Below are 26,937 nucleotides of genomic sequence, written 5' to 3' on the forward strand. Positions count from 1 at the left end.
ATAGGATATATATGTTTGTTTTAATCAAATATGCAAATTTAGCTATAATTCTGCGTATATCCATAAAGTTGGCGATTTTTAATGCGATTTATACTTTTAAACATCATCGTGATGTCTGCATAAAAAAAGTCCCTTCCCTCCTCACGGAGGAAAGAGACTACATAGATGATTAACCTTTGGTAGGTCTCAGCTTAATTGTTTTCTGTATGTTTTTATTCGAGCGCCAATCCTGCAGTTTCTGAACTCCAGTAGGGGTTCTGATACATTTGCGGTGCCAAAGTCAGTTCCTGTATTCCGATGGGTGTCAGGTAGTAAGCCTTCATCCATGTGTATCCGTCGTACAGGTCGTTGTTTGTTTGTGTACGCTGATAGGGGCGCAAATATTTGCTTACCGATTCGGGCGATGCGTTGGCATTGGTTGTTCCGTCTGCTACCAATACGCCGTTTCCGGTTCCGGCCGTTTCAGCTGTATAGTTCTGGTAAGCCTGATCCCAGAGATTGAATCCTTCGGGGATGTACGGATGTTCGAACAGTCTGTCCCAAGAACGCCAGCGTTTCAAGTCATCCCAGCGCATTCCTTCGCCGATAAATTCACAGCGGCGTTCGCGGCGGATGTTGAAGATTGTTGCGTTTACCGGACCGTCACCTGACCATGCACTCAGGTCTTGCAGTTCCAGTTCCTTGTTGATGTCGGTAGCAGCGATGGTTTTGTTATAATCTTCGTCTACACCGGCACGGCGGCGGAGCGCACGCCAATATCCGTCGGCTTTCGTGTCAATCTGTCCTGTGCGTTCGTAGCAAGCCTCGATGTAGTTAAGGTAAGCCTCTGCCACGCGGAAAATGGGGCAAGCATTGGTTCCCAACAATTCATCGCTGGTAGATTGGGTATAGTCATACGTATAATGTTTGCGCTGACGGTAACCCGTGCGGTCCAAGTTCTGGGTGGCACTGTTGGTGATGAGCGGCTTTTCGAAAAGTTCAACTTCGCCTGATTCGGCAATACCCTGTTCGGTAGGGTCGGTTTTCATCACGGTGCTTTCCGCCCATACGAAAAGTTGCAGACGCTCATCGCGGTTGGCAAATTCTTCGTCCAGTGTTTCATCGCCCTGATAGTTGGAGCTGGCGTAGAACGGCAGACCGTCTTTCATCAGGAACGAAGTAATGAAACTGCGGGTAATACCGTCGTTGTCTCCTACTTTCAGGCGGTTGGGGGCATCGTGGCTGATGCTGAGCGATTTGTTGTATTCTTTCCAGAACAATACTTCGGGAACGCTGCTCAACGAAGGTTGGCTGAACATTTCAAAATAAGGATTCCAGCCGTAAATCTCTCCGTATTCGGGATTGATGACATGGCTGTTTTCGGTCAGTGTCAGTCCGGAGTAATCAGCTACGGCGCTGGCCGCTGCCATTGCTTGGTCAAAGAAGAAATTGATTTCATCTTGGATGTTACCTTCGAATGTACCTCCCGGCCAATTTGAGTCGCCCGGCACACGCCCTGTTCCCTGATGGTATTTTTCAAATGTACCTTCAAACAGAGCCACTCTCGATTTAAACAGTTGAGCCGTTTGCTTGTTGATGCGCTGATTATTCTGGAATCCCGCATCATTCAGTCGCTTGATAGCCTCATCCAAGTCCGACAAGATGAAGCGAGCCACTTCGTTACGCGGAGCACGCACGGAATTTTCTTGCAAGTAGCCTTCTTCATTAGGCAAAACTTCAGTGATGATGGGCAGGTCGCCGAACTTCACCAATGCGTTGTAGTAAGCCATGGCACGGAAAAAGTATGCTTCGCCGAGGTAATGAGTCAGGTTGCCATCATCGTCCTGTATGCTTTCTAATTTGGGTTCAATCGTTGTGATGAGGTAATTCCATACACGGATGCGCCCGTAGTCTGTTATCAGGTTTTGTCCGGCTGAGGATTCCCATTGCCCGTTGAAGTACGCCAAGTTACTTCCGTTTGACACATCGCCTTCTACAAAATTGTCAGTGTATTGGTCGTTATTGGCGATACCCGCGTTCCAAGCTGACCCGTGGTATAATGACTGTCCTTGCGAATTTTGCAAGTAGTCATTGTAATAATTGTTTACGTATGCTCCCACTTGGCTTGCCGTGGTGAAATAGGCTTCGGGAGTCACGCTGGTAATGGGTTGACGGTCCAGAAAATCTTCGCAAGAGGTCAACGCCGCTCCGCTCAAACAAAGGAGCGAATAGAGAGATATGTTTTTTATATTTAGTTTCATACTGTTTCTTTTATTTAGAAGTTAACATTCAGACCGAACGACCACGTACGTTGCAACGGATAAAGTTTACCCGAACCCCAGTCTCCGCCTAACAGTTCAGGGTCGTATACGCCACTGATTTGACTGACGGTAAATACGTTGTCGGCAGAGAAGTAAAGGCGGAGAGATTCAACACCGATTTTGTCCATCCATTTCTTCGGGAATGTATAACCCACCTGCACGTTCTTCAAGCGTAAATAAGCTGCATTTTGCAGATAACCGGTTGAGGTCTGCTGGTTTTTAGTCGTATTGAAGTAAGGACGCGGATAGTAAGCATCGCGATTATCTTCTGTCCAGTAATCCAAGTGTTGTGTGAATCCGCACGACTGCCACATACCTCCCTGAGCTCCCCAGAAATAAGTATCGCCTAACCAGTAGTCGCGTTTCATTACACCTTGGAAGAATAACGAGAAGTCGAATCCTCTCCATTGTCCGTCCAGTGTCAAACCGAACTTGTAGCGCGGAGTGTTGTTACCGATAATGCTCAAGTCTCCATGTTTATCCAGCGTTTGCGATTCGCTGTTAACGATGCCGTCGCCATTCAGGTCTTTGTACATTACGTCACCTGCCTGCCAGCCGCTTCCCCAGTTCGGGCGGTTGTTCTCTAAGTGAGCATCCATTTCTTCTTGGCTTTGCGCGATTCCTACGGTGGTGTAACCCCAGATTTCACCTATCTTTTCGCCAACGTAATACGAGTTCAAATCGCCTGTCGGGTTATAATATTTCGTAATTTTCTGTTGGTTGTCGTCCAATACGAAACGTATACCGTAATTGAAATCTGCGATGCGGTCTCTCCATGATACCTCGATTTCCCAACCGTATGACTTCAAGTCGGCATTATTCATTTTGGGAGAGTAGGCACCGAGGATACCCGGGAGGGGAGGAGCGGCTGCCACCATGTCTTTGGTTATACGGTTGTAGTAGCTGAACGAACCAGTAAAGCGGTTGTCGAATGCTCCCCAGTCGAAACCGATATCCCAGCTTTCAATGGTTTCCCATGTAAAGAGGCTGTTTACGATGCCCGGCAAACCGGCTGCATTCAGTTTTTGACCGTTGATGAGCCATGACGTGCTGTTGACACCGGTAGGCATAGACTGGTAGAAAGGATAGTAGCTTTCCAGTTCGTTGTTACCCAACTGTCCCCATGAACCTCTCAGTTTAAAGGTGTTAATCCATTTGTTCAAAGGTTCGAAGAACGGTTCGCGTGCCATGTTCCAACCGGCAGAGAAAGATGGGAACAGTCCCCAACGTTTGTCACCGAGAAAACGAGACGAACCATCGTAACGAAGGTTTGCTTCAAAGATGTAACGTTCGTTCCAGTTATAGTTGATACGTCCGAAGAATCCGGCAAGTGCTAATTCGTTGGCGCCGTTGCTGGTTTCTTGGTTGGCTTGTGTGGTGCTGAGTTGCGGCACGGTAGGTGTGATAAGGTCCGTTCCGAAACCGCTCAAATTGTTTCCACGGTAAAGTTCGGCGTTGAAACCTGCCAACACTTTAAAGTAGTGTCCGTTGATGGTTTTTGAATAGTCCGTATAAAGGTTGGTAGAGAAGTAGTCTTCAGCTTCGCGTACTTCCTGTGCTTCGCTGTATCCGGCAGCGCCACCGCTCCATGAAAGCAAGTAAGGTTCGTTAGAAGCATCGTAACCGTAGATAGGCAATACAGCCCAACCGTATGCACGGTGATACTGACGCATACTTCCTTCCAAATTGATGTGCCAGTCTTTGATAGGTTCGATTACTACCTGCAACTGGTTGGTACTCCAGTTCTTCTGGTCGTTCTGTTTACCACCTTCTTCCAACTGGATGATTTCCATATCGGCAGCGTAATGTCCGTGAGGGTCTATTACGAAACAGGTCGGCCAGCGGCGTGCAATGTTGTGATAGAACAAAGCCGTCAGGTAGGTGGGGCGGTCGTAATCCTCGCGTGTCCATTTCGTTGTATAGTTCACAGTCAACCAGTCTGTAATCTTGAAGTTGAACTTACCATTCAATGTGTAGCGGTTAAACTTATCTTCGCCGTGGCGCAGCAAACCAAGTTGGTTCAAGAAGTTACCGCTCAGCATGTAAGTCATTTTGTCTGAACCGCCGCTGATGCTCAAGTTATGCTCATGAGCAGGGGCATTCTTACGATAAAACTCTTGGAACCAGTCGGTGTTGGCAAACGCACCGTCGTAGTTGCGGTAGCGGTTGGTTTGCGGGTTGATGGTAGTACCGTAATATTCCGGTTGAGTGGGATCGGTGAATCCGCCTGACAGATAAGTCTTAATATTGTTCATGGCTTCTTCATTGAACACCGGGGCACTACCGTCGTTGGTGGCAGCCGCATTGAAATAGTTGGCAAAATCCAACGAGTTCATCATTTCAGGTACTTGGATGGCAGTAGAGAAACGCACGTTACCTGTGTAGTTGACACGGGTTTTACCAGACTGTCCGTTTTTGGTGGTAATCAAGATTACACCGAATGCCGCACGCGCACCGTAGATAGAAGCCGAAGAAGCGTCTTTCAATACAGATACGCTGGCAATATCGTTCGGGTTAACCGTATTCATGTTTCCTTCGATACCGTCGATAAGTACCAACGGGCTACCGCTTGAACCTGTGCCGATAGTACCGCTACCACGGATACTGAAATTTAATTCGCTATCCAGCGTACCTCCGCTGTTTCCTACGCTCATCGTCAAGCCCGGAATTTGACCTTGCAAAGCCTGAGCCACGTTTTGTACAGGGCGCGACTCAAATACTTTGTCGTCTACCATTGAGACGGCACCCGTTACGTTTACTTTCTTCTGAGTTCCGTAACCTACTACCACAACTTCGTCCAGCAACTCTGAATCTTGTGTCAGAGTAACGGTCAGCGGAGAGCCTTCCCATGTTACTTCCATGGGCTTATATCCCACGTAAGAAATAACCAACACATCACCACGCTTTACGTTTGGGATTGAGAACTTACCATCGAGGTCGGTTACCGAACCGGTAGTTTTGTTGTTTTTAATCACTACGGATGCCCCAATGACACCCATGCCTGTCTCGTCCAAGACTGTACCTGTGCAGGTGCTTGTTTGCTGAACAGACCTTACACTGTGTTCTTCATTAGATGTCGCAAATGCTGTCCCGTTGATAAGGAATGAACCCACGAGCAGCGCTGCGAAAGGTTTACAATGCTTTAGCATAGTTAAAAGAGTTTTAGATAAAACAAAATAAATCGTGTCAAATTTATTAATATCTTTATAGATGTGCAACTAATTCTTTCAAAAAAAAGGAATGAGCACATACTTTTTTTGTAATTTTGGTTTTGTGCTCCATATAAATAAATGTGTGGAGATATTTCGGAAAAACGGAGGAGCGTGGCAGACTGATTTAGGATGTTGAGTAAAACCGTGAAAAACAGGTCTATATATTTATCGGTTTGTGCCGGAAAACGCAACCGCATGTTTTGGGTGATTCTACCGCATGTGTTACTCGGTTCTTCCCATAGAAAAGCCTGACTTTCCGAATAGAATTTTTGTATCCGGTAAGTCAGGCTTTTTATCCCTTAGAAAGTAATGTATTATCTGACGCTGATTCCGATGAATCGGGTTTCCCCATCGGGCATAAGCAGGGTGAGGCGGAAGAATCCTTTCCCCAGCGTGTCGGGCAGTTGGGTGGCAGAAGAGGGCAGACGCATCAGCTCTTCGCCGGTGGCATCGGTCACGATGAGCGTGGCGCCGGAAGGGATGGCAGGCAGGAGATTTGAAAAGATTTGCGGACTGTTTTCGCGGGGCGCGTTGAACGACAGCGGGAGGCTCTCGTTGCCGAAGCGGTCGACGGCAGTCACTGCCCAATACATGCGTTGCTGCCACGGAAATGCGGGAGCGTGAACATAGCGGGTGCTGTCAATGCGGCTTGCTATCAGGTTTTGGGGCAGATTCGTATCTACCGGATAACAGTCGGAAGCATAGATTCGGTAGTAAACGCCACCCGCCGTATTGTCTGTCGATACCCCCCATTCCATTGTAGCCTTCTTACTATCTATATTAAATGTATAACAAGCGGGAACAGACGGGGCGATGCTGTCTCCCCACGTCATGGGAGGAACAACTGCGGGATAGATGTAAATTCTTTCTTTTAGCTCGTCGAACAGTCCTTTGGTGTTGTCCAGCAGGTATCGTGTACGGAAGTAAGCCTGTCCGTCCAATCGGTTTTCCCGCGTGAACGCTATTTGCCGGCACACTTCATCGAGCGCCCAGTTCTGTTCGCCGGGATGCAGAAAATAAATACCCAGTCCGGGCACTACCCAGCGTTGGTTTTTATGCTCGTTCCAATCGAGCGCAAACGGATAAAATCCGTTTTTCTGAAAATACATCATCGGGAATATCAGGTCGTGAATACCCTCCGCCATCCATTTCTGTGCGTCTTGGTAAACCGTCTGGTAAGCGTTCCATCCCCTTGAAGAATAGCGTGGCGTATCTTTGTATTTCCCTATCGGCGAACTGCTTACCTTGACCCACGGTTTCAGCCTTTTGGTTTCGGTGTAAAGCCGTCGTACGATGTAAGTAATGTTGTCGCGCCTCCATTGTTCCAGTGATTTCCCTTTTCCGTACTTGCGAAACGTAGGCCGGTCGGGGAACGATTGGGCATCTTCAGGGTAACGGATGTAGTCCAAGTGGATTCCATCAATATCGTAACGCGACACAATCTCACGCACAATTCCCGCCAAATAGTCGGCCGTGGCAGGATTTCCGGGGTCAAGATACCACGCTTTCTTATACTGCTTGCAGAGTTCGGGGTGTTTCTTTACTACCGAATTCTTGCCTTGCAGTTTCACTTGGCGCAAGTTTCCCACCGGGATGGCTACTATCCAAGCGTGCAGTTCCATTCCCCGCTTATGACACTCCTCGACAGCAAAGTCCAACAAGTCGTATTGCGGATTTCCACCGGTATGCCCGGTAAGCGATTCGGCGAATCCCTCGAAAGCCGAAGGATAGATAACATCTCCGCGCAGGCGGGTTTGAAGCAGAATCGTATTGAAGTTTGCCCGCTTCAGTTCGTCCAATATATTACATAATTCCTGTTTTTGTCGGCGGATACCTTGAGGCGAACCGGCTTTGTGACTCGGAAAATCCAATGCGCCTATGGTAGTAAGCCATGCGGCACGGATTTCGAATTTAGACTGAGAGCGCATCGGCAAGATGGCAAAAACTCCCATTAATATAATCGCTATAAGTCTGCGCATGAGGTTTATTTTTTCCGGGCAAAGATATAAAGTATTTGGCGGATTTATTACTTTTGTGCGATTCTAAATACTTATTAACTAAAGATATGAAAAAACAGATACTTCTACTTGCTGCGCTTGCTGCCGTGTCATCCGGGGTTACGGCACAGAAAAAAGACTTCGGTTACAAATTTTATGGTCAGGTGCGTACCGATTTGTTTTATAACAGCCGTTCTAACTCGGAAACTGTCGACGGTTTGTTTTATATGTATCCGAATGACGTTGCGCCCGATGCCAACGGGGAAGACCTCAACGCCAAGCCCGACGGAAACTTCTATACGCTGTATACCCGTTTGGGACTGGACGTTACCGGACCTATGCTGGGCAAGGCAAAAACATCGGCGAAGGTAGAAGTCGACTTCCGAGGCTCCGGCACTACCTATTCGCTCTTCCGTATCCGTCACGTTTATTTCAATCTTGATTGGGGAACGTCGGCATTACTGGTGGGTCAGACTTGGCATCCGCTCTATGGCGATGTGGCTCCTGAAATATTGAATCTGAATATGGGTGCGCCTTACCAACCTTTTAGCCGCGCTCCGCAGATACGCTACCGCTTTACGCAGAAACACTGGGTGCTGACCGCGGCAGCCATCTGGCAGTCGCAATATCTTTCCGTTGGTCCGAGCTCGAACCAGACGGGAAACACCAGCACACAGAAACACCAGCAGTTTATTAAAAACAGTTGCGTGCCGGAGTTTTATGTGGGAGCAGATTATAAGTCGCAAGGACTGCTTGTGGGTGCGGGCGTACACGTATCTTCCATCGCTCCCCGAAAACAGTCGGAGTATAACGATGCAGTATATAAAGTATCCGAACGCATCACGGGAGTATCCGGCGAAGCCCATGTGAAATATACTTATAACAAATTAATGGTTGCAGCAAAAACCGTACTTAGTTCGAACCTGACCCAAACGAGCACCATCGGCGGTTACGGAATAACTTCGGTAGACACTCGTACCGGGGAACAGGAATATACCCCCTTGCGCGTATCGCATACTTGGCTAAGCGTAATGTACGGAAAGAAGTGGCGCGGAGGAATCTTTGCCGGATACTTGAAAAACTTAGGTGCTAAGGATGAAGTCAGCGGAATCCTCGGTACGGGAACGAAGATAGACCAACTGGGCACTGCCACTGCAGAGCTGACTTATAACCTGCCCAACTGGAAGTTCGGTGCCGAATATTCATGGACCGGGGCAGCATACGGTACGAATAACGCTAAAGGAAGGGTAACCGACACCCATTTGGTGAAAAACAACCGTATCGTGTTTACCGCGCTTTTCCAATTCTGATAAATAAAATACGACCATGAAAAAGAAACAATTATTGACGCTTGCGTTGTTTTTCACTGCATCTGCCGCCGTGCAGGGACAATCGTGGAAAATGTACGAACAGCGCGCCGGGTCGCAAGAATATGCCGGTGCGGATTATGTGACGTTGCTCGATAGTACCCATGTTTCCGTCCGTCCCACCGGACAAGGTTCTTTCGCTGTCTGTAAGGTTATCAAAGTACAGAACCTGAAAGGCGCGTTAAGCAACCGGGGTTTGAAATACGATTACGACCCTCTGACGGCAGCCGCTGCGTTCCGTCGCGTAACCATTTGGCATTCCGACGGCACTTCTACCGAAATAGATGTGGCAAAGACATGCGATTATGTAGCTCCTGCCCGCGCCATTTACTGGGGCGCACGCCAAATCATGCTGGAGTTAGGTGCGCTTCGTCCCGGAGACGTGATAGATTATGAAGTAGAAAAGAAAGGATTTACATACGCCTTGTTAGCCGATTTGCCGACAGACGATGATTCGCGTTTCATACCTCCCATGCGCGGACAGTTTTACGACATCGTTCCTTTCTGGGCAACCGAACCCACGGTGCGCAAAGTATATAAAGTGGTAATCCCGAAAGAGAAAGACATGCAGTATCAGTTTTATCAAGGTGCATGTACTTCATCGGTACGCTTTGAGGGAGAAGGCAAGGCTTATACGTTTGCAATGGATAACCTGATGCCGTTTGCCAAAGAGCCGAATATGGTAGATTTCTTCGATGCAGCCCCGAAGCTGATGATGTCTACCACCCCCGATTGGCGCGAGAAATCCCGTTGGTTTAATAAGGTAAACGAAGATTACGGCAGTTTTGACGCTATTCCTGAAGCTCAGAAGAAGGTAGACGAACTGATAAAAGGGAAAAAGACAGAGATGGAAAAGATAGCCGTACTTACTCACTGGGTGGCAGACAACATCCGCTATGCCGGAGTAACAATGGGAAAAGGTGAAGGCTTTACGCTTCATAACCTGAAGATGAACTATACAGACCGGTGTGGAGTGTGCAAGGATATCGCAGGCACACTGATAGCTTTCCTTCGTATGGCTGGATTTGAAGCCTATCCCGCAATGACGATGGCGGGCAGTAGGGTAGAAACCATCCCTGCTGACCACTTTAACCATTGCGTGGCAGTGGTGCGTCTGTCGGATGGAACACTGATGCCGCTCGACCCTACGTGGGTGCCTTTCTGCCGTGAGCTGTGGAGCAGTGCCGAACAGCAACAAAACTATTTGCCCGGCATCCCCGAAGGTTCAGACCTTTGCGTTACTCCGCTTTCGGCTCCTGACAACCATTACGTGCGTATCCATGCCGATAATCAAATCGATGAAAAAGGAACGCTGAAAGGCTCGTTTACCATTACTGCCGAGGGACAAAGCGACAGCAATATCCGCCGTATCTTCACTACGGGCTTTCAGAGCGAATGGCGCAACACGATGGAGCGCCAGCTTCTGAACGTTTCTCCCAAAGCCCGTCTGATAAGCGTGGATTATGGGAAAAGCCCCAAAGACTACCAGAAAGCGCCCATCCGCATTACTTTCCGCTATGAGATTCCTTCGTATGCCATGAAGGGTACTGACGAATTAGTGTTTAAACCCTTCGTGATGAATAATTTGTATACGCAGGTAATGAGCTATTTGCGCATTGATACGAGCCTTGAGACTCGTAAATATGCCTTTAAGGATGCTTGTTCGCGTTTGGTAGAGTTGGATGAAACACTCCGTATCCCGGCGGGGTATCAGTTACAGAACGAAGCGAAGAACGATGAAATATCCGGGCAGGCTGCCGATTTTGAAGGCACGCTTCGGCAGAGCGGAAACAAACTACAGTTGAATACCCGTCTGGCACTGAAGAAACGTGTTTACGAGGCATCCGATTGGGAGAACTTCCGTAATGCGGTAAATACAAGCAAGACTTACGGTGAATACCTTGTGATTAAAAAGTAAATTAAGAACAACAAACGATAATAATATACAGATGAAGACACTATCTTTTTACATCGGAATCTTTGTATTCCTGCTTTGTGCTTCTTCCGTACGGGCTGCTTCCGAGGCTGAGTTCCGCGTTTTGTCGAAACATTACACGCTTCATGCCGACGGCAGTCAGGAGCTTCGGGTTAAGAAAGAGTTGACACTCTATACACATGCGGCGATGAACGGTCTTTACGGGGAAACTTTCATTACTTACGACCCACAGTATCAGGAGTTGAAAATACACGAATCATACACTCGGCAGAAAGACGGAACCATTGTCAAAACTCCCGATAACGCTTTTGTGGAGGTGCTTCCTTCATCGGCGAAAGATGCTCCGGCATATAATCGCCTGAAAGAAATGGTAGTAGTGCATACCGGATTAGAGTTGGGGGCAACCATCGTATTGGATTATTCCATCGTCAGCCGTGCCGGATATTTGCCTGCGCTGGACGTTTGTTGTCCCGTGCGTGAGCTTAGTCCGATAAAAGAATTTACATGTACGGTGGAAGTTCCTTCGGGGGTAGAACTTCATGCTGAGTTGCTGAACAGCTCCGTGCGTCCACAAAAAACGGATACGGGCAACGGCAAGGTATGCTGGCAGTGGAAGTTGAAGAATGTCGAGCCGCGTCCGTACGCTTACCCTTCATCTTATATAAAAGGTATGAGCACGGTACAACAAGTGGCAAGCGGCATGATGCCGGTTGTCGTGGCTTCTACTTATCCTTCGTACACCGATGCCTTAAAGAACCTTCGGGAACAGTTTGCTCTGGGAGATGAGGCGGCGGTAAAAGCGAAAGCAGTAGAGTTGACAAAGGATGCGGGCAATGACAGGCAGAAGAAGCGTGATGCCATCGGTCAATACATGATGCTCATGTACAGCCGTCTGGCTACGGTGGGTGTTTCTTTGCAGGAGGCAGGCTACCGTTTGCGTCCGGCTTCGGAAGTAATTCGTTCAGGATACGGTACGCAGGCAGAACTGGTAAACTTGGATGTGGCTCTGCAACGTGCCGCAGGACTGAATGCCGAGGTTGTGGTATGTCGGTTGCAGTCAGACGCTATGGGCTTGAGCGGCATTGTCTCCGTTTTTGCCAAAAGCGAATTAATGGCTTCGAAAGTTCCTCAGCAGGGATTGGAGGAGGCGGCTCTGAAAGATTATATGACCGTAACCGACCTGCAAGGCAATCCGGTTGAACTTACATCCTCTCCATCAAGCAGCATTACCTCTTATACATTTAAAGCCGATGATAAGCGCATCCGGACATTGCCCAACGGTTATTGCGTAGCAACGGCAGAAGGACGTAATCCGGCGTTTGGGATATTTTACTCGTATGCCACTAATACGTCTGTTCTAGCGAATATCTTGCTTCCCCAAAAGTATAACCGCACGGTTGAAACGACAGTGGAATTGCCCGCAGGCATGACATGGATGAAGAAAACCGATAAAGAGGTTACGAACGCTTTCGGTAAAATAGCTTTTAAGTATGCGGAAGCAGACGGAAAGGTAAAAGTAACTTGTACTTTCGTTATTGACAAATTATTGGTAACTCCTGCCGATTATAAAGAATTTTATGCTTTGATGAGCGAATTGAAAGACGAGAATAACTACACGTTGGTTTTTATTTCACCGGACAGCATGGATTAAAATATGCCGGCAGCGTATGAAAGCCGTACTTTTTCGCGCGTAATCGGTATATAAAAAACGGAGCGGGAAGAGGTTTGCAGAAACTTCTTCCTGCTTTTTTTATGTGAAAAAATGTCCCGAAAAACGCAACCGTTAGCGTTACTCATTCCATGCGGATGCGTTGCCCCTTTCTACCCATAGCGTTGCCCTGTTCTACCGTTAGTTTTTTTCAGGTTTCCTGCCAAGCCGTAAAAGGTTTAAAATTAAGTTTTAATCCATTTCTCTTTTGGGAATACGCCGCGAATAATTTAAATTTGTAGCAAATAACCTAAAAAGAAAATCTATGTTACAACTCGGAATAAAACACAAAAAATGGACGTTGCTCATGACGGCTCTGTGGGTAGCGGTATCCTTGTCTGCACAACGCGAAATGAAAACCATCAACGACGGTTGGGAGTTCCGAAAACCTGCGGATACGGAATGGACATCAGTCAATATCCCTCACACGTTTAATCTGGATGCATACCGGCAGCCCAATTATTATCAAGGCAAAGGACTGTATCGGCGCGTTCTGACGTTACCCGAAGTAGACCCGCACCGTCGTTATTATCTGAAAATAGATGCGGCGAGTAAAGCGGCAGAGGTTACGGTCAACGGAAAGTCGGCAGGCAGTCATGCCGGTGGCTATACGGCGTTTGTTGTAGATGTGACCGATTATATCCAAAAAGAAAATATCATAGAAATAACGGTCGATAACGGTAGGAAAGACATAACGCCCATATCAGCGGATTTTACGTTTTGGGGAGGAATTTATCGGGACGTATGGTTGGTGTCTACTCCCGAACAGCATTTCCGTATGGATAATATGGGCTCGGACGGGGTGTTTGTCAGTACGCCCGAAGTGAACGGGCAGCGCGGAAAGATTCAGGTGAAAGGCGAGGTGACCAACGATGCCGAGACAGCGGTCACCCTCGAAGTGCAGAATCAGATTTACAGTCCGCAGGGAGATTTGTTGCAAACCCGAAAACAGAAAGTAAAACTGAAGGCGGGGGAAACGCGCGAGTTCGGTTACGTATCGGATGTAATTGCAAACCCGGATTTGTGGTCGCCGGAAACACCCTCGCTTTATAAGGTCAAAACACAACTCCTTAATCCGAAAACCAATGAGGTCATTGATGAAAAGACAAATAAAGTAGGGTTCCGCTGGTTTGCTTTCGATGGAAACAAAGGCTTCAGTTTGAATGGGAAACCTTACAAACTGCGTGGGGTGAATCGCCACCAAGACCAAGCTCCGGTAGGCGTAGCGTTAGACGACGAGGCACATCGTCGCGACATTCGGCTGATAAAAGAGTTAGGATGTAACTTCATCCGTATTTCGCATTATCCTCAAGATGACGCGATAGTAGAGATGTGTGATGAGCTGGGACTGCTTGCATGGGAAGAAATCCCCATCATCAATATCGTACCCGATACGCCGGGTTATGCAGATAATTGCGAACTGAACTTAAGGGAAATGATTCGCCAGCATTACAATCATCCTTCAATTATAGCATGGGGATATATGAATGAAATCCTTTTGACGGTTCCTCCGGTCGACAGTCCGGAATGGCAGCCCTGTAAAGAGCGTACCGTGGCATTGGCGCAGCGGCTTGAAGCTGCGCTGAAAGAGGAAGACTCAAGTAGGGTGAGCGTGATGGCGTTTAACATGACAAACCTATATAATGAAATAGGTCTTGACTTAGAAGACGTGGTAGGCTGGAACCTGTATCAGGGATGGTATGTCGATAAGCTGGAAGATTTTAATAAATGGTGTGAAGACCAGCATCGGCGTTACCCTTACCACCCTATGATAATCAGCGAATGGGGTGCGGGGAGCGACCGTCGCCTGCATACTACCGAAGGGCGGGCTTTCGATTTCAGTATGGAATATCAGCAGACTTACGTAGAACATTATTTGCCTTTTATCGAGGAGAAAGAATGGATAAGCGGTTGTACTTACTGGAATTTTATCGATTTTAATGTTGCTGCCCGTCAGGAATCTATGCCGAGGGTAAATAATAAAGGCTTGTTTTACAATGACCGTACTCCTAAAGACGTGGCGTATTATTTCAAGTCGATGTGGCGGAAAGACATTCCGGTACTGCGGATAGCCAGTCGCGACTGGAAAGTACGTGTAGGAAAGGAAGGTGTAACTCAGCAGATAAAACTTTATTCCAATTTGCCGGAAGTAGAGTTATTTGTAAACGGTGAGTCGGCAGGAAAGCAGGCAACCGATAATTGCCATGCTGTTTTTAATGTTGTGCTTCCGGTGGGAACTTCCGTATTGACGGCACAAGGTGTCTATGGGAATAAACCGGTAGAAGATGTTATGACCATTGACTTCCGTCCGCTCCCGGATTTATCGGAAGGAGATGAACTGGCAATCAATGTGGGAAGCAACTGTTTCTTTACCTCGGCATTGAGTAACCTTACTTGGCTTCCCGATCGTCCTTATGTTCCGGGTAGCTGGGGATACGTAAGCGGTGAAGCACGCAGCACTACTTCCGAGATTGTTAATACGGTAGACGTTCCGCTTTATCAGACACGGCGCGAAGGCGAATTTACTTATAAGATTGACGCTCCGGACGGAAACTATGAAGTAGAGTTGCTGATGGCTGATGTAACTCGTCCGGCGGCGCAACTTGCCAATCTGTTGGGGAAAAATAAAAGCGAAGAAACAGCAGGAGAAACTCGTTTCAATATTGTTATTTGTGGAAGACAGGTCGAAACAAACTTTTCTCCGGCCGATGGAGGACGTTACCGTACAGCTTTTAAGCGTCGGTATATCGTATGCAATGAGGAGGGTTGTATAACCATCGCTCTGGAAGCTGTTAAGGGAAAACCATTTATATCCGGCATTAAAGTAAGAAAACTATAAATATTTTTGTTATGAGAAAGAATTTTGGAGCTAAGCCTCTGACTTATCCGCAACCGGTTTTCATCATTGCCACTTACGATGAAAACGGAACTCCCGATGCCATGAATGCGGCGTGGGGAGGTATCAGTGAAATGAACGAAATCAGTTTATGCCTGAGTGCAGGACATAAAACGGTAAAGAACCTCTTAAAGCGTGGGGCTTTTACGGTGAGTATGGCGGATGCCGAACACGTAGTGGCTTGCGACTACGTAGGGCTGGTATCGGGTAACAAGGTAGCCGATAAGTTTGCCAGAGCCGGATTTCACGCTACCCGGTCTGCTTTTGTCGATGCTCCGATGATTGATGAATTGGCAGTTGCAGTCGAATGTAAACTGAAAGATTACAATCCGGAGACTTGTATTCTGCGAGGCGAAATTGTGAATGTCAGTGTAGACGAGCGTGTGCTTGACGAGAACGGTAAGGTAGATGCGGCTAAGGTAGCGCCGATAATCTTCGACCCCTTCAATAACGCTTATCTGAAAGTAGGAGAGAAAGTAGGGAACGCTTTCTCGGATGGCAAACAGTTGAAATAGAACATCAGGTATCCTGACGGGTATGTAGGCCGATAAAGAAAGGGTAAGCAACGATGACAGATTTTGCGGCAATCGATTTTGAAACAGCTAATCGCAATCCTTCCAGTGTATGTAGCGTGGGTGTGGTAATCGTGCGGGGCGGAGAGGTGGTGGAACGTATTTACCGCCTGATACGTCCCTGTCCGAATTATTATGATTACTGGAATACCCGCGTACACGGACTAACCCGTCAGGATACCGACGATGCCGCTATCTTTCCCGATGTATGGCGATACATTGCACCCCTTATAGGCGATTTGCCGTTGGTGGCACATAACAGCCCGTTCGACGAAGGTTGTCTGAAGGCTGTGTTCCGGACTTATCAGATGGATTATCCCGATTATCTCTTTTATTGCACGTGCAGAGCCTCGCGCCGCGTATTCGGAAAGCAGTTGCCCAATCACCAGCTGCAAACCGTGGCGGCACGTTGCGGATTTGATTTGGCGAATCATCATCACGCTTTGGCTGACGCTGAGGCTTGTGCATGGATAGCGCGCCGGATTTTATAAAAGCCGGTTCAGACGTTTGGGTGGAATTATATAAACTCTATCCATAATAATGTAACGTCTGTTCCCTCCTTCCCCCTTATTTTTGTAATCGAAACGATAAATTAATGATACGTCATGATGAAGAAAAGTGTATGGTTTATGTTGCTTTTCTCCTTACTGACATTTACCGTTGTAAAAGCGGAAGAGGGGAAAAGTATTGTTAAAGGATATGTATTGGATAAGGAAGGTACTCCGCTGCCCGGAGCTTATGTATATAATGAAGACAAAAGTTCGGCTACGGTGACCGATGGGGAAGGATATTTTGAACTTCCCGTTTCTGGAGAAGTCCGTCAGTTGCGGGCCGATTACGTAGGGTTTGAAACGCTGACTTACGCCGTGGAGCGTCCTACGGATGTGCAGGTACTGGTTATGGTCTCTGATACCGAGCTGGATGAGGTGGTAGTAACCGCCGGCAGCATGGGTATGCTGAAAAACCGTACGGGAGTGATGAACGGCGAGAGTGTTACGACGCAGGCGTTGACGAGGGCGGCTTGCTGTAACCTTTCCGAAAGTTTTGAAACGAATCCGTCGGTCGATGTGGCTTATAGCGATGCCGTGACGGGTGCCAAGCAGATTCAGCTCTTGGGACTGTCGGGCACGTATGTGCAAATGCTTACCGAGAATTTTCCGAATATGCGCGGAGCTGCTGCGGTGTATGGGCTGGATTATATTCCCGGTCCGTGGATGCAGAGCATACAGATATCTAAAGGTGCTGCTTCGGTAAAGAATGGATACGAGTCGGTTACAGGACAAATCAATATCGAATATAAGAAACCCAAGATTGCCGACCCGCTGTTTGTCAACTTGTTTGCCAGCGATGCCGGACGGTATGAGGGGAATGCCGTAGGAGCGGTGGAACTGAACGACCGCCTGTCGACCGCTCTTTTCGTGAACTATTATAATGAAGAGCGTTCGCACGACAAGAACGGCGATACGTTTTTGGATATGCCGAAGATGCACGCTTTCAGCGTGATGAACCGCTGGCATTATCAGACACCGAATTTTGTTTCCCAATCGGGCGTAAAGGTATTGACGGATAAGCGCGTGAGCGGGCAGACAGCCCATACACTGCATGGCGGTGAGGCTTTCGACCCTTATACCGTGACTAACCGCACGAGCCGGGTGGAATGGTTTACGAAAAACGGATTTATCCTGAATCCCGACCGGAATGAAAGTGTGGCGCTCATCGTGTCGGGCTCGTATCACGACCAGAAATCCGATTACGCTGCCCGGTTATATAATGTGTACGAAACCAATCTGTATGCTTCACTGCTCTACGAAACCGATTTCGGAAGCAAGCATAAGCTGGCGGCAGGAATGAATTTTAATTGGGATGATTACGTACAGCGCGGCGACGTGGTGGAGCGTTACGTACCCCAGTGGCGGAACATCGACGAAACGGTAACCGGGGTATACGCCGAATATACATGGACGCCCACCGATAAGTTTACGCTGATGGCAGGGCTGCGCGGAGATTACAGTTCGCTTCACCGTTGGTTCGTAACGCCTCGCCTTCATCTGAAATACGATGTAACTTCGTGGCTCCATCTGCGGGCATCAGCAGGGAAAGGCTATCGCACCACGTTCGTTTTTCCCGAAAACAGTTATCTGCTGGCAAGCAGCCGGACACTCCATGTAGCCGATGACCTCAGTCAGGAAAGCGCATGGAATTACGGAGCAAGCGCATCGTTCTACATTCCGGTGAAAGACGAAGAACTGACCCTCAGTGCCGAGTGGTTTTACACGGACTTTAATAATCAGGTGGTAGTGGATATGGATAGCGATGCCCATGCCGTTTACTTCTATAACCTTAAAGGACGGTCGACGTCTAACGTGCTTCAGGTGGAGGCAAGCTATCCGCTTTTTCGCGGATTTACGCTGCTGGGAGCTTACCGCTGGATGGACGTAAAGACGACTTATGGCGACAAGACGATGCGTAAACCGCTGACGAGCCGTTACAAGGCATTGCTGACAGCTTCGTATGAAACGCCGCTGAAAAAGTGGCAGTTCGATGCTACTGTGCAGTTTAACGGAGGAGGGCGGATGCCTACGCCGGATGCCGAACGTCCGTTATGGGAGGAAACTTTCCCGTCGTACACGCAGCTTAGCGCACAGATAACCCGTCGTTTCCGCCGTTGGAGCATCTATCTTGGCGGAGAAAACCTGACAAACTTTAAGCAAAAGAATCCGGTCGTATCAGCCTCAAATCCTTATGGCTCGGATTTTGATGCTACTATGGTGTGGGGACCTACGATGGGGCGCAAGCTGTACGTCGGTATTCGTTATAACATCCCTAAATAAATGGGGAAAACGCTACCGCATGAACGGGGTAACACATGCGGTAGCGTTACCCGGTTTATCGGCTTGCGTTGAGCCTTCCATGCGGTAGCGTTTCGGAACTGGTATGCAGTGCCGGTATAAGTAAATATAGAATATTGTTTAATGTTAAAAATCAGAAGATTATGATGAGAGTAAAATGGATTGCCCTGCTAACGTTGTTCGTACTGGGCTTTTCGCTGAACGTAATGGCGAAAGATGACAAGAAAGAAAAATCGGAAGTAACGTTCCTTGTTTCGATGACTTGTGAAAACTGTCAGAAACGCATTGAAAACAACATCGCTTTCGAGAAAGGCGTTACTGCCCTGAACGTCAACCTGCCGGATAAGTTGGTTACCATTGAGTATCGGAAGGATAAGACCTCGCCCGAAAAACTGAAAGAAGCCATCCGGAAGTTGGGTTACACTGCCACCCCGTTCCATCCCAAGAAGAAAGCCGAGAAGGAATAAAGCAGGCGGATAATAAAACAACAGACACGGATTTTGCATCGGCGTCGTGCGGTTTCGGTATCGTGAAACTCGCCGACAGACGGCAAAATCCGTGTCTGCTGCTATTATAGGGAAAACGGAACTTATTCTGCTTTTGGAGTAAAGTCAGTACGTCCGAACGACTTACCGGTCCATTCCACGTCCTGTCCGTAAAGGATGCGTGAGATTTCGGTAAACTCTTTCTCGTAATGACGTTCGTCGTTCAAGTCGTAAACGGCAAAATATCCCCACTTGTCGTCTTTTATGCGTTTAACAAACGTGGGATTGATTTTTACGTCTCCCTTAGCCGTAGTTACTTCAACGGCATACGGACACTGTTTGGCGGTAGCCACCGTGTCGGTGTCGATAGAACGCCATTTCCCGTACAGCCCGTAGATGGAATAATCAATCAAGTCGTTCACCGTTTTTCCTTCTACCTCTCCCGCCGGATAATCCGAACCTGTATACCAGTAAATGCCTAACGTTTTGTCGGGCATCAGTTTCCGGCATTCGTAAACCAATTCAGCATAACGCTCTTTGGTACATTCCTCGATACTCGGAGCAACGGTAGGCGCAGGAATGTACGGCTCAACCTTCTGGTCGGTTACGTAAGTAGAGTATTCGTCATCAAAGTCAATGCCGTCGAACCCGTAAATATCCATGTAATATTTCAGCTCTTGGGCGAAAGTAACAGCCGCTTCTCTGGTCAGGCTTCTCATTCCGGCAGCGGTATGGTCGCCCAAAATAGACAGATGTACTTTCATGCCTTTGGCTTGCAGCGGACGGACGATTTGGTCGATGTTATCTAAAACAAAGCGCGTCTGCTCGTTGCACGATACGTAAGGCTGCCCCTCTTCGTTCAGTCGGATGTTGGCGGCAAATACGCTTGCAATGTCGAAAAACGGCTCTTTGGTTTCCTTCATGATATATTCGCCCGTATTCAACATGCTTTCGCGGTTTACTTCCACATAGCAAAGATTCTTGATGGTTCTGCCCTCGTTAATAGCCGGTGCAGGAGTAAGCGGAGTAACCAGATAAATGTAAGCCGCATTGTTGGATATGGTTTGAGTACCGTCTGAAACTTCGGCAGTCAGCGGCAAGGCATAGATCGCTTCCGTATTGGCACCCGACTGTATGCTGACATCAATTACATCCGAACGCTTTTTGCCGGCAGGGATGGTAATCTGTCCGTTCGCTTCGAGCGAAATCTTATCGGCAGGATATACGGTATACGATGTTCCGTATACATTATTATAAGCGGTCAGCGCCTGCTCGTTTACTTTAAACGTAATGGTTAAATCCTTGTCGTAAGGCTTGGTAAGTTCGAAATAGATGTGTCCGGTAGCAGAATTCTCTCCCCATAGAGCCAGCGGGGTAAGCATTTTGGCTTGGGCTGCCGATAACACTTTTCCGAAAGGTTCGCCCGCCGAAACAGCTACAACGTTCCCTTTTTGCGATTCGCTTCCGGTGCAAGATACCAGCCAAAGCGCAGCAAGCATAAGTAGTCCTCTTAACAATTTCTTCATAGGTACCATAAATCTTTCAGTTAATCATTCGTTCTTGTCTATTTTTACGATTCCTCCCGTTTCGGGATTAAAAATTACGCGCGTGTTTATTTTTTTGTCGAATAATCCGTCGGTCAGTACCTCCGTATAGCCGAACTGGGTAACGGGCAGTTCGCCGCTGAACAAAGTTTTCCCCTGATAGCTCACAGTAACCGAGCCTTTCCCCGGAATGTTATAGATAACCCCTTTCAGTTTCTTTTTCTTATCGTCTGTAGGTGCTGCCGGGAGCGATGAGGCTGCACTTATGTTGAGATATATCGGGTCTCCACTCAGGTTGTTCTCTCCAAGTACCCCCAATAAGCGTGAAAATCGTGCCGCTACTTTGTTGTTCATGCCATCCTCCGGAGCGATGCGGAAAGTGAATAGCTTGTCTTCGCGGTCGGTAGTTCCCGTAAACATTTCCATCATGGCTTTTTCCTGCTTGTCGAGGTTGGTGATGACCAGTTTCATCGAAGCTCCATCTTTAGGCATGGCGTCAGCCTGTCCGCGTAAAATCTGGTTCTTACTGTCGCGGATGTTGTAGATTTCTTTTGCTGCCAGTTCCGCCATCTTAGCCGTCGATCCCGCCATCAGCATGTCTTCCGTCATGTATTTGCGGGCGTTTTCATGAGGCTCTGTTTTGTCAAGCTGATACATGTCGGTTTGATTTTCAGCTGGAGAAGTTGTATTGATGGCTTTTACGATACCTTCGTTTGTAAGTTCTACATTCGACGCGACGTTTTTATCCTTTAATTTCATGATATAAACTTTCGTCGAATCGGGCACACCAACGGAGCGCACATCAATTTGCTTGATTTCCCAATGCGTTTCCGGCTGGGTGGGAATCCCGTCCATGCGCATATAACGGTTGGCATATCGGCAGAACTCTCCCGGCGTATAAGTAACTTTTGTGGCTATAACGTTCACTTCCAATGCCGTTTTTGGCAGGAAGTATACGATTCCTTCGCCTTCTCCCGGCGTATATGGGCTGAAATCCTGTGCCGATGCGTTCATACACGCCAGCATTCCCAATGCAACAAAGATTCCTTTTTTCATAATTGTATATCGGCTATTAGTTTTTCGTTAATGATTTCCATGCTTCGGGCAGTGCTTCGATAATGTCTCCTGCCTTCAAACTGATTTCTCCTACCTTGTTTCGTGCAATGTCTCCTGCCAGTCCGTGTACATACGTTCCGAGCTTGCAAGCCTCTTCCTCTGAATATCCTTGAGCCAGCAGCGCAGTGATGATACCCGTCAGAACATCTCCGCTTCCTCCCGTCGCCATACCCGGATTCCCGGTCGGATTGAAGTGGCATAAGCCTTCCGGAGTAATGACTACCGTCCACGCTCCTTTCAATACAATATAACATTGAAGGGAATTCGCAAGGTCTTTTGCTTTTGATATCCGTTCGTATGAATTGCTGCAGCGTCCGATGATACGTTCCAGTTCTCCGATATGAGGAGTAAGAATGGTGTTTTTCGGAATATATGAAAGATTATTCCGATAGGTACTGAATATGTTTAGTGCATCGGCATCCAGAACCAGCGGAATCTCACAGTCTCTTACCTGTTCGATAACAGCTTGTGCCGTTATCTCTTCCTGTCCCAATCCGCATCCTATTCCTACGGCTTGGTAATTGTCTAATTCGGCAGGTTCGGCAAAAAACCGTTCGTGAACGTCATCTTCTACCATCGCTTCGGGAACGCAGGTTTGTAACAATGTGTGGTTACACACTGGGGTATGAATAGTCAGCAGTCCCACTCCCGAACGCAGGCAGGCACGTGCCGACAATACTGCGGCTCCGCCCATACCGTAAGAGCCGGTAATCAGCAAACCGTGACCGTAATTTCCTTTATGGGCAAACTTATGACGAGGGGTGATAAGCGGACGGATGTCTTTTTCTTCCGTAATGAGATAGCGCGTTTCGGCGTTTTCGATGTACTCTTGACTGATGCCGATATCAAGCACCTCCCATTCGCCTACCAACTCTTCGTTTTCAGGGAAAAGAAAAGCCAATTTAGGCAGTCCGATAGATAACGTGATGTCTGCCTGAACGATGTTCTGGCGGATGTTATACGAATTGTCTTCTCCCATCAGTCCCGAAGGCACGTCGATAGAAACCACTTTGGCAGCAGAGGCATTGATGTATTTAACTACGGCGGCAAAACCTCCGCTTAGTGGTTTGTTCAGCCCCGACCCAAACAGTCCGTCTATTACAATATCGTGGGCAGTGAGCTTGGGAGCATCGAACTGGGATGTCACTTCATGATAAGAAGTGAAACCACATTCATGCAAGCGGCGGATGTTAGTCAGGCAGTCGTCAGACAGTTTCCCCGTAACGTTAAATAGAAACACCTCTACCTGATAGCTTTTCAAATGTAACATCCGAGCCACGGCTACTGCATCACCGCCGTTATTTCCCGGTCCGGCGAATATAACGATGCGGTGCGATTTATCCCATCGCTTGCAAATGGCATCGGTAAGCAGCGTGGCAGCTTTTTCCATCAAATTGATAGATAATATAGAATTATGGGCGATGGTATATTCATCAGCCTCTTTCTGTTGGGTGCAAGTCAATATCTTCATTCGTTTCCTTATTTTTCTTAAATGGCTATTTGTCGGTAAAAATACGAAAAAAATCCGTAAATTTGCCGCAAATTTATAAAAGTTCTATCGTATGAATGTGATTCAGATAAAAGACAAGCGTTTCAAGACGTTTATTCCGGAGGCGGAGATACTGAAAGAAGTGGCGCGGGTGGCTGCCGAGATTAATCGTGATTTGAAAGATTGCAATCCGCTTTTTGTAAGTGTGTTGAACGGTTCGTTTATGTTTACTGCCGATTTGATGAAATGTCTTGACTTGCCTTGCGAAATATCTTTTGTCAAGCTGGCATCGTATCAGGGTACATCGTCTACCGGAAAAGTGAAAGAATTGGTAGGACTGAATGAGGACATCACAGGGCGTACGGTGGTTATTGTAGAAGATATTGTAGATACAGGGATTACGATGGAACGGGTGATAGAGACATTGCGTGCCCGTAACCCGAAAGATATACGTATTGCCACGCTGCTGGTAAAGCCTGATAAGCTGAAGGTGAATTTAAACATCGATTATGTGGCAATGAATATTCCGAATGATTTTATTGTAGGCTATGGCTTGGATTACGACGGACTGGGACGTAATTACCGCGATATTTACGTGGTAGACGAAGCCGAATGAGGGCCGCAATCTGAAAGAGAAAATCATCTTAATTATTAATTATAAATATAACTAAACATGCTGAACATTGTTATTTTCGGCGCTCCGGGTTCAGGTAAAGGAACTCAAAGTGCCCGCATCGTAGAAAAATATGGTTTGAATCATATCTCAACAGGTGACGTATTGCGTGCCGAGATTAAGAACGGAACCGAACTGGGTAAAACTGCTAAAGGATACATCGACAACGGTCAGTTGATTCCCGATGCACTGATGATTGACATTCTGGCAAGCGTATTCGACAGCTTCAAAGACAGCAAAGGGGTTATCTTCGATGGTTTCCCCCGTACCATTGCGCAGGCAGAGGCATTGAAAGAAATGTTGAAAGTCCGCGGTCAGGAGGTTTCTATCATGCTCGACCTTGAAGTGCCTGAAGATGAATTGATGACTCGTCTTATCAAGCGCGGACAGGAATCAGGACGTGCAGACGATAACGAAGAAACAATCAAGAAGCGTCTGGTGGTTTACCATTCGCAAACAGCTCCGTTGATTGACTGGTATAAGAACGATGGCAAATATTGTCATATCAACGGTTTGGGCACAATGGAAGGTATCTTTGCCGATATCTGTGCTGCTGTCGATAAACTTTAATCAAATGGTTTCAGGTTTGTAGGTTTTCGGGTTGGCGGGTTTCGCAAGCCCTACGGGGTAACGACTCAAAACTTACAAACTCGAATACTTACAAACTTAAAATCAAATAAACATATCCTATGGCTGAATCGAATTTTGTTGATTATGTAAAAATCTACTGCCGCTCCGGTAAGGGAGGTCGCGGCTCGGTACACATGCGCCGTGAGAAATACATGCCGAATGGCGGACCTGACGGTGGCGACGGTGGTAGAGGAGGTCATGTAATATTGCGTGGAAACCGCAACTACTGGACGTTGTTGCACTTGCGTTACGAGCGCCATGTCTTTGCATCGCACGGAGGAAACGGTTCGAAAAACAAGAGTTTCGGAAAAGACGGCGAAGACAAAATCATTGAAGTGCCCTGCGGTACGGTAGTTTATAACGCCGAAACCGGAGCGTATGTGTGCGACATAACCGAACACGGTCAGGAGGTTATTTTGCTAAAAGGCGGGCGTGGCGGTTTGGGTAACTGGCATTTCCGTACAGCTACACGCCAAGCTCCCCGTTTTGCACAACCCGGCGAACCCATGCAGGAGATGACGGTGATACTGGAGCTGAAATTGCTGGCAGATGTCGGTCTGGTAGGTTTCCCAAATGCCGGTAAATCCACCCTGCTTTCCACGGTATCGGCAGCCCGTCCGAAGATTGCCAACTATCCTTTTACCACCCTTGAGCCGAACCTCGGCATCGTGTCATACCGCGAAGGAAAATCATTCGTGATGGCTGACATTCCGGGTATCATCGAAGGGGCGAGCGAAGGAAAGGGGCTGGGATTGCGCTTCTTGCGTCACATCGAACGTAACTCGCTGTTGCTTTTCATGGTTCCGGGCGATACGGATGACATTCGTAAGGAATACGAAATCTTACTGAATGAGTTGGCAACGTTCAACCCTGAGATGCTCGACAAGCAGCGCGTCTTGGCGATTACTAAATGTGATACGTTGGATGAAGAACTGATTGACATGCTGCGTCCTACCTTGCCCGAAGGTATTCCTTGCGTGTTTATATCTTCAATAAGCGGGATGGGAATCCAGCAGCTGAAAGATCTTTTATGGAATGAATTGAATAAAGAGAGCAATCAGCTTGAGGCCGTTCGTCACGAGGCTATTGTTCATCGTCCGAAAGATGTGACAAAACTCCGTGAAGAGCTGCAAGAGTTGGGCGAAGACGAAGATTTCGACTACGAATATGAGGAGGATGACACCGACGCAGACGACTTCGATTATGAGTATGAAGAAGAAGACTGGGAAGACGAACCGCAGAAATGATGACTTACAAGTTCTCTGACGATAAAAGAATGTTGGCATACGGTTTTCAGCAATCGTATTCCGGCATTTTTTGTTTCTCCACCACCCGTCACGGCGGATACAGTACGGGCGAGTACGCTTCGTTTAACTGCAATCACTATTGCGGCGACGAGCCGGAGCGGGTAAACCGAAACCGCGAACTGCTTTGTTCGCTCATGCCTGTTCGTCCGGATGGGCTTATTATTCCTCATCAGACTCACGGAACGCAGATTCGGCAGATTGACCATGCGTTCCTCCAACTTCCGCTATCCGAACAAACCATTCAGTTAGAGGGGGTAGACGCCCTTCTTACCAACATCCCCCGACAGTGCATTTGTGTTTCCACTGCTGATTGCATTCCCGTGTTATGTTTCGATGTCCGCCGCAGGGTGGTAGCTGCCATTCATGCCGGATGGCGCGGAACGGTGGAGCGGATTGTAGAAGCGACTTTGAGCGCCATGTCGGAAGCCTACGGGACGGACGCGCGAGACGTGGTGGCGTGTATCGGTCCGGGTATATCGCAAGAGGCGTTCGAGGTAGGCGATGAAGTTTACGCAGCCTTCCGTGCGGCAGGTTTCCCGATGCAACACATCGCACGCCGCTATGCGAAATGGCATATCGACCTGTGGGAAGCCAACCGTTTGCAGTTGCTTACGGCGGGAGTCCGTCAGGAAAACATCGAGCTGTCCGCCATTTGCACTTATGCCAATAATACAGATTTCTTTTCTGCCCGTCGACAAGGGATTCACTCCGGGCGTATCCTTTCCGGTATCATGCTTACCGAGTAAACCAGTCTGTCTGTATTACACCTTTTGTTTGCTGCTTCCGGATACAGATTTATTACGTTTCTTTTCCGTGTTTTTCTCCACGGGAATCTGTCTTTATGCGTAAAAAAATT

At 47.8% G+C, this 26,937-nt stretch carries 18 protein-coding genes; 12 read left to right on the forward strand and 6 right to left on the reverse strand.

Features of this window, described 5'->3' with window-relative positions:
• Positions 1 to 212: 212 nt before the first annotated feature.
• From M3085_RS11175 to M3085_RS11185, 3 genes are all read right to left on the reverse strand, one after another.
• Positions 213 to 2,240 carry a RagB/SusD family nutrient uptake outer membrane protein gene (locus tag M3085_RS11175; protein WP_249053019.1) on the reverse strand — a complete coding sequence of 676 codons (2,028 nt, stop codon included), beginning with the start codon at positions 2,238 to 2,240 and terminating at the stop codon, positions 213 to 215.
• 14 nt (positions 2,241 to 2,254) lie between these two features.
• Complete coding sequence (locus tag M3085_RS11180; RefSeq protein ID WP_249053020.1) at positions 2,255 to 5,449, reverse strand: SusC/RagA family TonB-linked outer membrane protein; 3,195 nt, start codon at positions 5,447 to 5,449, stop codon at positions 2,255 to 2,257.
• Between the two features lie 377 nt (positions 5,450 to 5,826).
• Positions 5,827 to 7,491: a glycoside hydrolase family 10 protein gene (locus M3085_RS11185; RefSeq protein ID WP_249053021.1), complete on the reverse strand. Its 1,665-nt coding sequence runs from the start codon at positions 7,489 to 7,491 to the stop codon at positions 5,827 to 5,829.
• A gap of 86 nt (positions 7,492 to 7,577) precedes the next feature.
• Between M3085_RS11185 and M3085_RS11190 the strand changes: the two genes are divergently transcribed.
• The 8 genes from M3085_RS11190 (at position 7,578) to M3085_RS11225 (ending at position 19,304) form a co-directional block, all read left to right on the forward strand.
• Complete coding sequence (locus M3085_RS11190; protein ID WP_178257657.1) at positions 7,578 to 8,819, forward strand: hypothetical protein; 1,242 nt, start codon at positions 7,578 to 7,580, stop codon at positions 8,817 to 8,819.
• Between the two features lie 16 nt (positions 8,820 to 8,835).
• Positions 8,836 to 10,794 (forward strand): DUF3857 domain-containing protein, encoded by a 1,959-nt coding sequence (locus M3085_RS11195; protein WP_249053022.1) that lies wholly within the window; start codon positions 8,836 to 8,838, stop codon positions 10,792 to 10,794.
• 31 nt (positions 10,795 to 10,825) lie between these two features.
• Positions 10,826 to 12,463: a DUF3857 domain-containing protein gene (locus tag M3085_RS11200; protein WP_249053023.1), complete on the forward strand. Its 1,638-nt coding sequence runs from the start codon at positions 10,826 to 10,828 to the stop codon at positions 12,461 to 12,463.
• Positions 12,464 to 12,785: 322 nt separating this feature from the next.
• A complete protein-coding gene (locus M3085_RS11205; protein WP_249053024.1) occupies positions 12,786 to 15,359 on the forward strand; it encodes a glycoside hydrolase family 2 TIM barrel-domain containing protein in 2,574 nt (857 codons plus the stop codon).
• An 11-nt stretch (positions 15,360 to 15,370) separates the two neighbouring features.
• Positions 15,371 to 15,931, forward strand: coding sequence for a flavin reductase family protein (locus tag M3085_RS11210; protein ID WP_249053025.1), 561 nt, complete (start codon positions 15,371 to 15,373; stop codon positions 15,929 to 15,931).
• Positions 15,932 to 15,984: 53 nt separating this feature from the next.
• A complete protein-coding gene (locus M3085_RS11215; protein WP_178257652.1) occupies positions 15,985 to 16,479 on the forward strand; it encodes a 3'-5' exonuclease in 495 nt (164 codons plus the stop codon).
• A 117-nt stretch (positions 16,480 to 16,596) separates the two neighbouring features.
• Positions 16,597 to 18,819 carry a TonB-dependent receptor domain-containing protein gene (locus tag M3085_RS11220; protein ID WP_249053028.1) on the forward strand — a complete coding sequence of 741 codons (2,223 nt, stop codon included), beginning with the start codon at positions 16,597 to 16,599 and terminating at the stop codon, positions 18,817 to 18,819.
• Between the two features lie 161 nt (positions 18,820 to 18,980).
• The gene (locus M3085_RS11225; protein WP_178257651.1) at positions 18,981 to 19,304 is read left to right on the forward strand and encodes a heavy-metal-associated domain-containing protein; all 324 of its coding nucleotides are present in this window, start codon (positions 18,981 to 18,983) and stop codon (positions 19,302 to 19,304) included.
• A gap of 122 nt (positions 19,305 to 19,426) precedes the next feature.
• On the opposite strand, the gene M3085_RS11230 is transcribed toward M3085_RS11225, so the two are convergent.
• The 3 genes from M3085_RS11230 to M3085_RS11240 are packed head-to-tail and all read right to left on the reverse strand — an operon-like array spanning position 19,427 to position 23,453.
• Entirely contained in the window at positions 19,427 to 20,848 is a 1,422-nt protein-coding gene (locus tag M3085_RS11230; protein ID WP_249053026.1) for a BT_3987 domain-containing protein, read from the reverse strand.
• 24 nt (positions 20,849 to 20,872) lie between these two features.
• Positions 20,873 to 21,922, reverse strand: coding sequence for a DUF4831 family protein (locus M3085_RS11235; protein ID WP_249053027.1), 1,050 nt, complete (start codon positions 21,920 to 21,922; stop codon positions 20,873 to 20,875).
• Positions 21,923 to 21,938: 16 nt separating this feature from the next.
• The gene (locus M3085_RS11240; RefSeq protein ID WP_178257648.1) at positions 21,939 to 23,453 is read right to left on the reverse strand and encodes an NAD(P)H-hydrate dehydratase; all 1,515 of its coding nucleotides are present in this window, start codon (positions 23,451 to 23,453) and stop codon (positions 21,939 to 21,941) included.
• Positions 23,454 to 23,544: 91 nt separating this feature from the next.
• Here M3085_RS11240 and hpt point away from each other — a divergent pair, with 91 nt between their 5' ends.
• The 4 genes from hpt (at position 23,545) to pgeF (ending at position 26,827) form a co-directional block, all read left to right on the forward strand.
• Entirely contained in the window at positions 23,545 to 24,087 is a 543-nt protein-coding gene (gene hpt, locus M3085_RS11245; protein ID WP_178257647.1) for a hypoxanthine phosphoribosyltransferase, read from the forward strand.
• A gap of 57 nt (positions 24,088 to 24,144) precedes the next feature.
• Positions 24,145 to 24,714, forward strand: a complete 570-nt coding sequence (locus tag M3085_RS11250) for an adenylate kinase (RefSeq protein ID WP_178257646.1) — start codon at positions 24,145 to 24,147, stop codon at positions 24,712 to 24,714.
• A 119-nt stretch (positions 24,715 to 24,833) separates the two neighbouring features.
• Complete coding sequence (gene obgE, locus M3085_RS11255; protein WP_178257645.1) at positions 24,834 to 26,021, forward strand: GTPase ObgE; 1,188 nt, start codon at positions 24,834 to 24,836, stop codon at positions 26,019 to 26,021.
• Positions 26,018 to 26,827 carry a peptidoglycan editing factor PgeF gene (pgeF, locus tag M3085_RS11260; protein ID WP_410554646.1) on the forward strand — a complete coding sequence of 270 codons (810 nt, stop codon included), beginning with the start codon at positions 26,018 to 26,020 and terminating at the stop codon, positions 26,825 to 26,827. The genes obgE and pgeF overlap by 4 nt, the downstream gene beginning before the upstream one ends.
• Positions 26,828 to 26,937: the final 110 nt, after the last annotated feature.

The sequence above is a fragment of the Bacteroides caecicola genome, assembly GCF_023337095.1.
Lineage (GTDB): Bacteria > Bacteroidota > Bacteroidia > Bacteroidales > Bacteroidaceae > Phocaeicola > Phocaeicola gallinarum.

What these genes read in the sequence shown, in the direction of transcription:
- M3085_RS11175 (WP_249053019.1), bottom strand. Translation starts at nt 2,240, where the DNA reads ATGAAACTAAATATAAAAAACATATCTCTCTATTCGCTCCTTTGTTTG.
- M3085_RS11180 (WP_249053020.1), bottom strand. Translation starts at nt 5,449, where the DNA reads ATGCTAAAGCATTGTAAACCTTTCGCAGCGCTGCTCGTGGGTTCATTC.
- M3085_RS11185 (WP_249053021.1), bottom strand. Translation starts at nt 7,491, where the DNA reads ATGCGCAGACTTATAGCGATTATATTAATGGGAGTTTTTGCCATCTTG.
- M3085_RS11190 (WP_178257657.1), top strand. Translation starts at nt 7,578, where the DNA reads ATGAAAAAACAGATACTTCTACTTGCTGCGCTTGCTGCCGTGTCATCC.
- M3085_RS11195 (WP_249053022.1), top strand. Translation starts at nt 8,836, where the DNA reads ATGAAAAAGAAACAATTATTGACGCTTGCGTTGTTTTTCACTGCATCT.
- M3085_RS11200 (WP_249053023.1), top strand. Translation starts at nt 10,826, where the DNA reads ATGAAGACACTATCTTTTTACATCGGAATCTTTGTATTCCTGCTTTGT.
- M3085_RS11205 (WP_249053024.1), top strand. Translation starts at nt 12,786, where the DNA reads ATGTTACAACTCGGAATAAAACACAAAAAATGGACGTTGCTCATGACG.
- M3085_RS11210 (WP_249053025.1), top strand. Translation starts at nt 15,371, where the DNA reads ATGAGAAAGAATTTTGGAGCTAAGCCTCTGACTTATCCGCAACCGGTT.
- M3085_RS11215 (WP_178257652.1), top strand. Translation starts at nt 15,985, where the DNA reads ATGACAGATTTTGCGGCAATCGATTTTGAAACAGCTAATCGCAATCCT.
- M3085_RS11220 (WP_249053028.1), top strand. Translation starts at nt 16,597, where the DNA reads ATGAAGAAAAGTGTATGGTTTATGTTGCTTTTCTCCTTACTGACATTT.
- M3085_RS11225 (WP_178257651.1), top strand. Translation starts at nt 18,981, where the DNA reads ATGATGAGAGTAAAATGGATTGCCCTGCTAACGTTGTTCGTACTGGGC.
- M3085_RS11230 (WP_249053026.1), bottom strand. Translation starts at nt 20,848, where the DNA reads ATGAAGAAATTGTTAAGAGGACTACTTATGCTTGCTGCGCTTTGGCTG.
- M3085_RS11235 (WP_249053027.1), bottom strand. Translation starts at nt 21,922, where the DNA reads ATGAAAAAAGGAATCTTTGTTGCATTGGGAATGCTGGCGTGTATGAAC.
- M3085_RS11240 (WP_178257648.1), bottom strand. Translation starts at nt 23,453, where the DNA reads ATGAAGATATTGACTTGCACCCAACAGAAAGAGGCTGATGAATATACC.
- hpt (WP_178257647.1), top strand. Translation starts at nt 23,545, where the DNA reads ATGAATGTGATTCAGATAAAAGACAAGCGTTTCAAGACGTTTATTCCG.
- M3085_RS11250 (WP_178257646.1), top strand. Translation starts at nt 24,145, where the DNA reads ATGCTGAACATTGTTATTTTCGGCGCTCCGGGTTCAGGTAAAGGAACT.
- obgE (WP_178257645.1), top strand. Translation starts at nt 24,834, where the DNA reads ATGGCTGAATCGAATTTTGTTGATTATGTAAAAATCTACTGCCGCTCC.
- pgeF (WP_410554646.1), top strand. Translation starts at nt 26,018, where the DNA reads ATGATGACTTACAAGTTCTCTGACGATAAAAGAATGTTGGCATACGGT.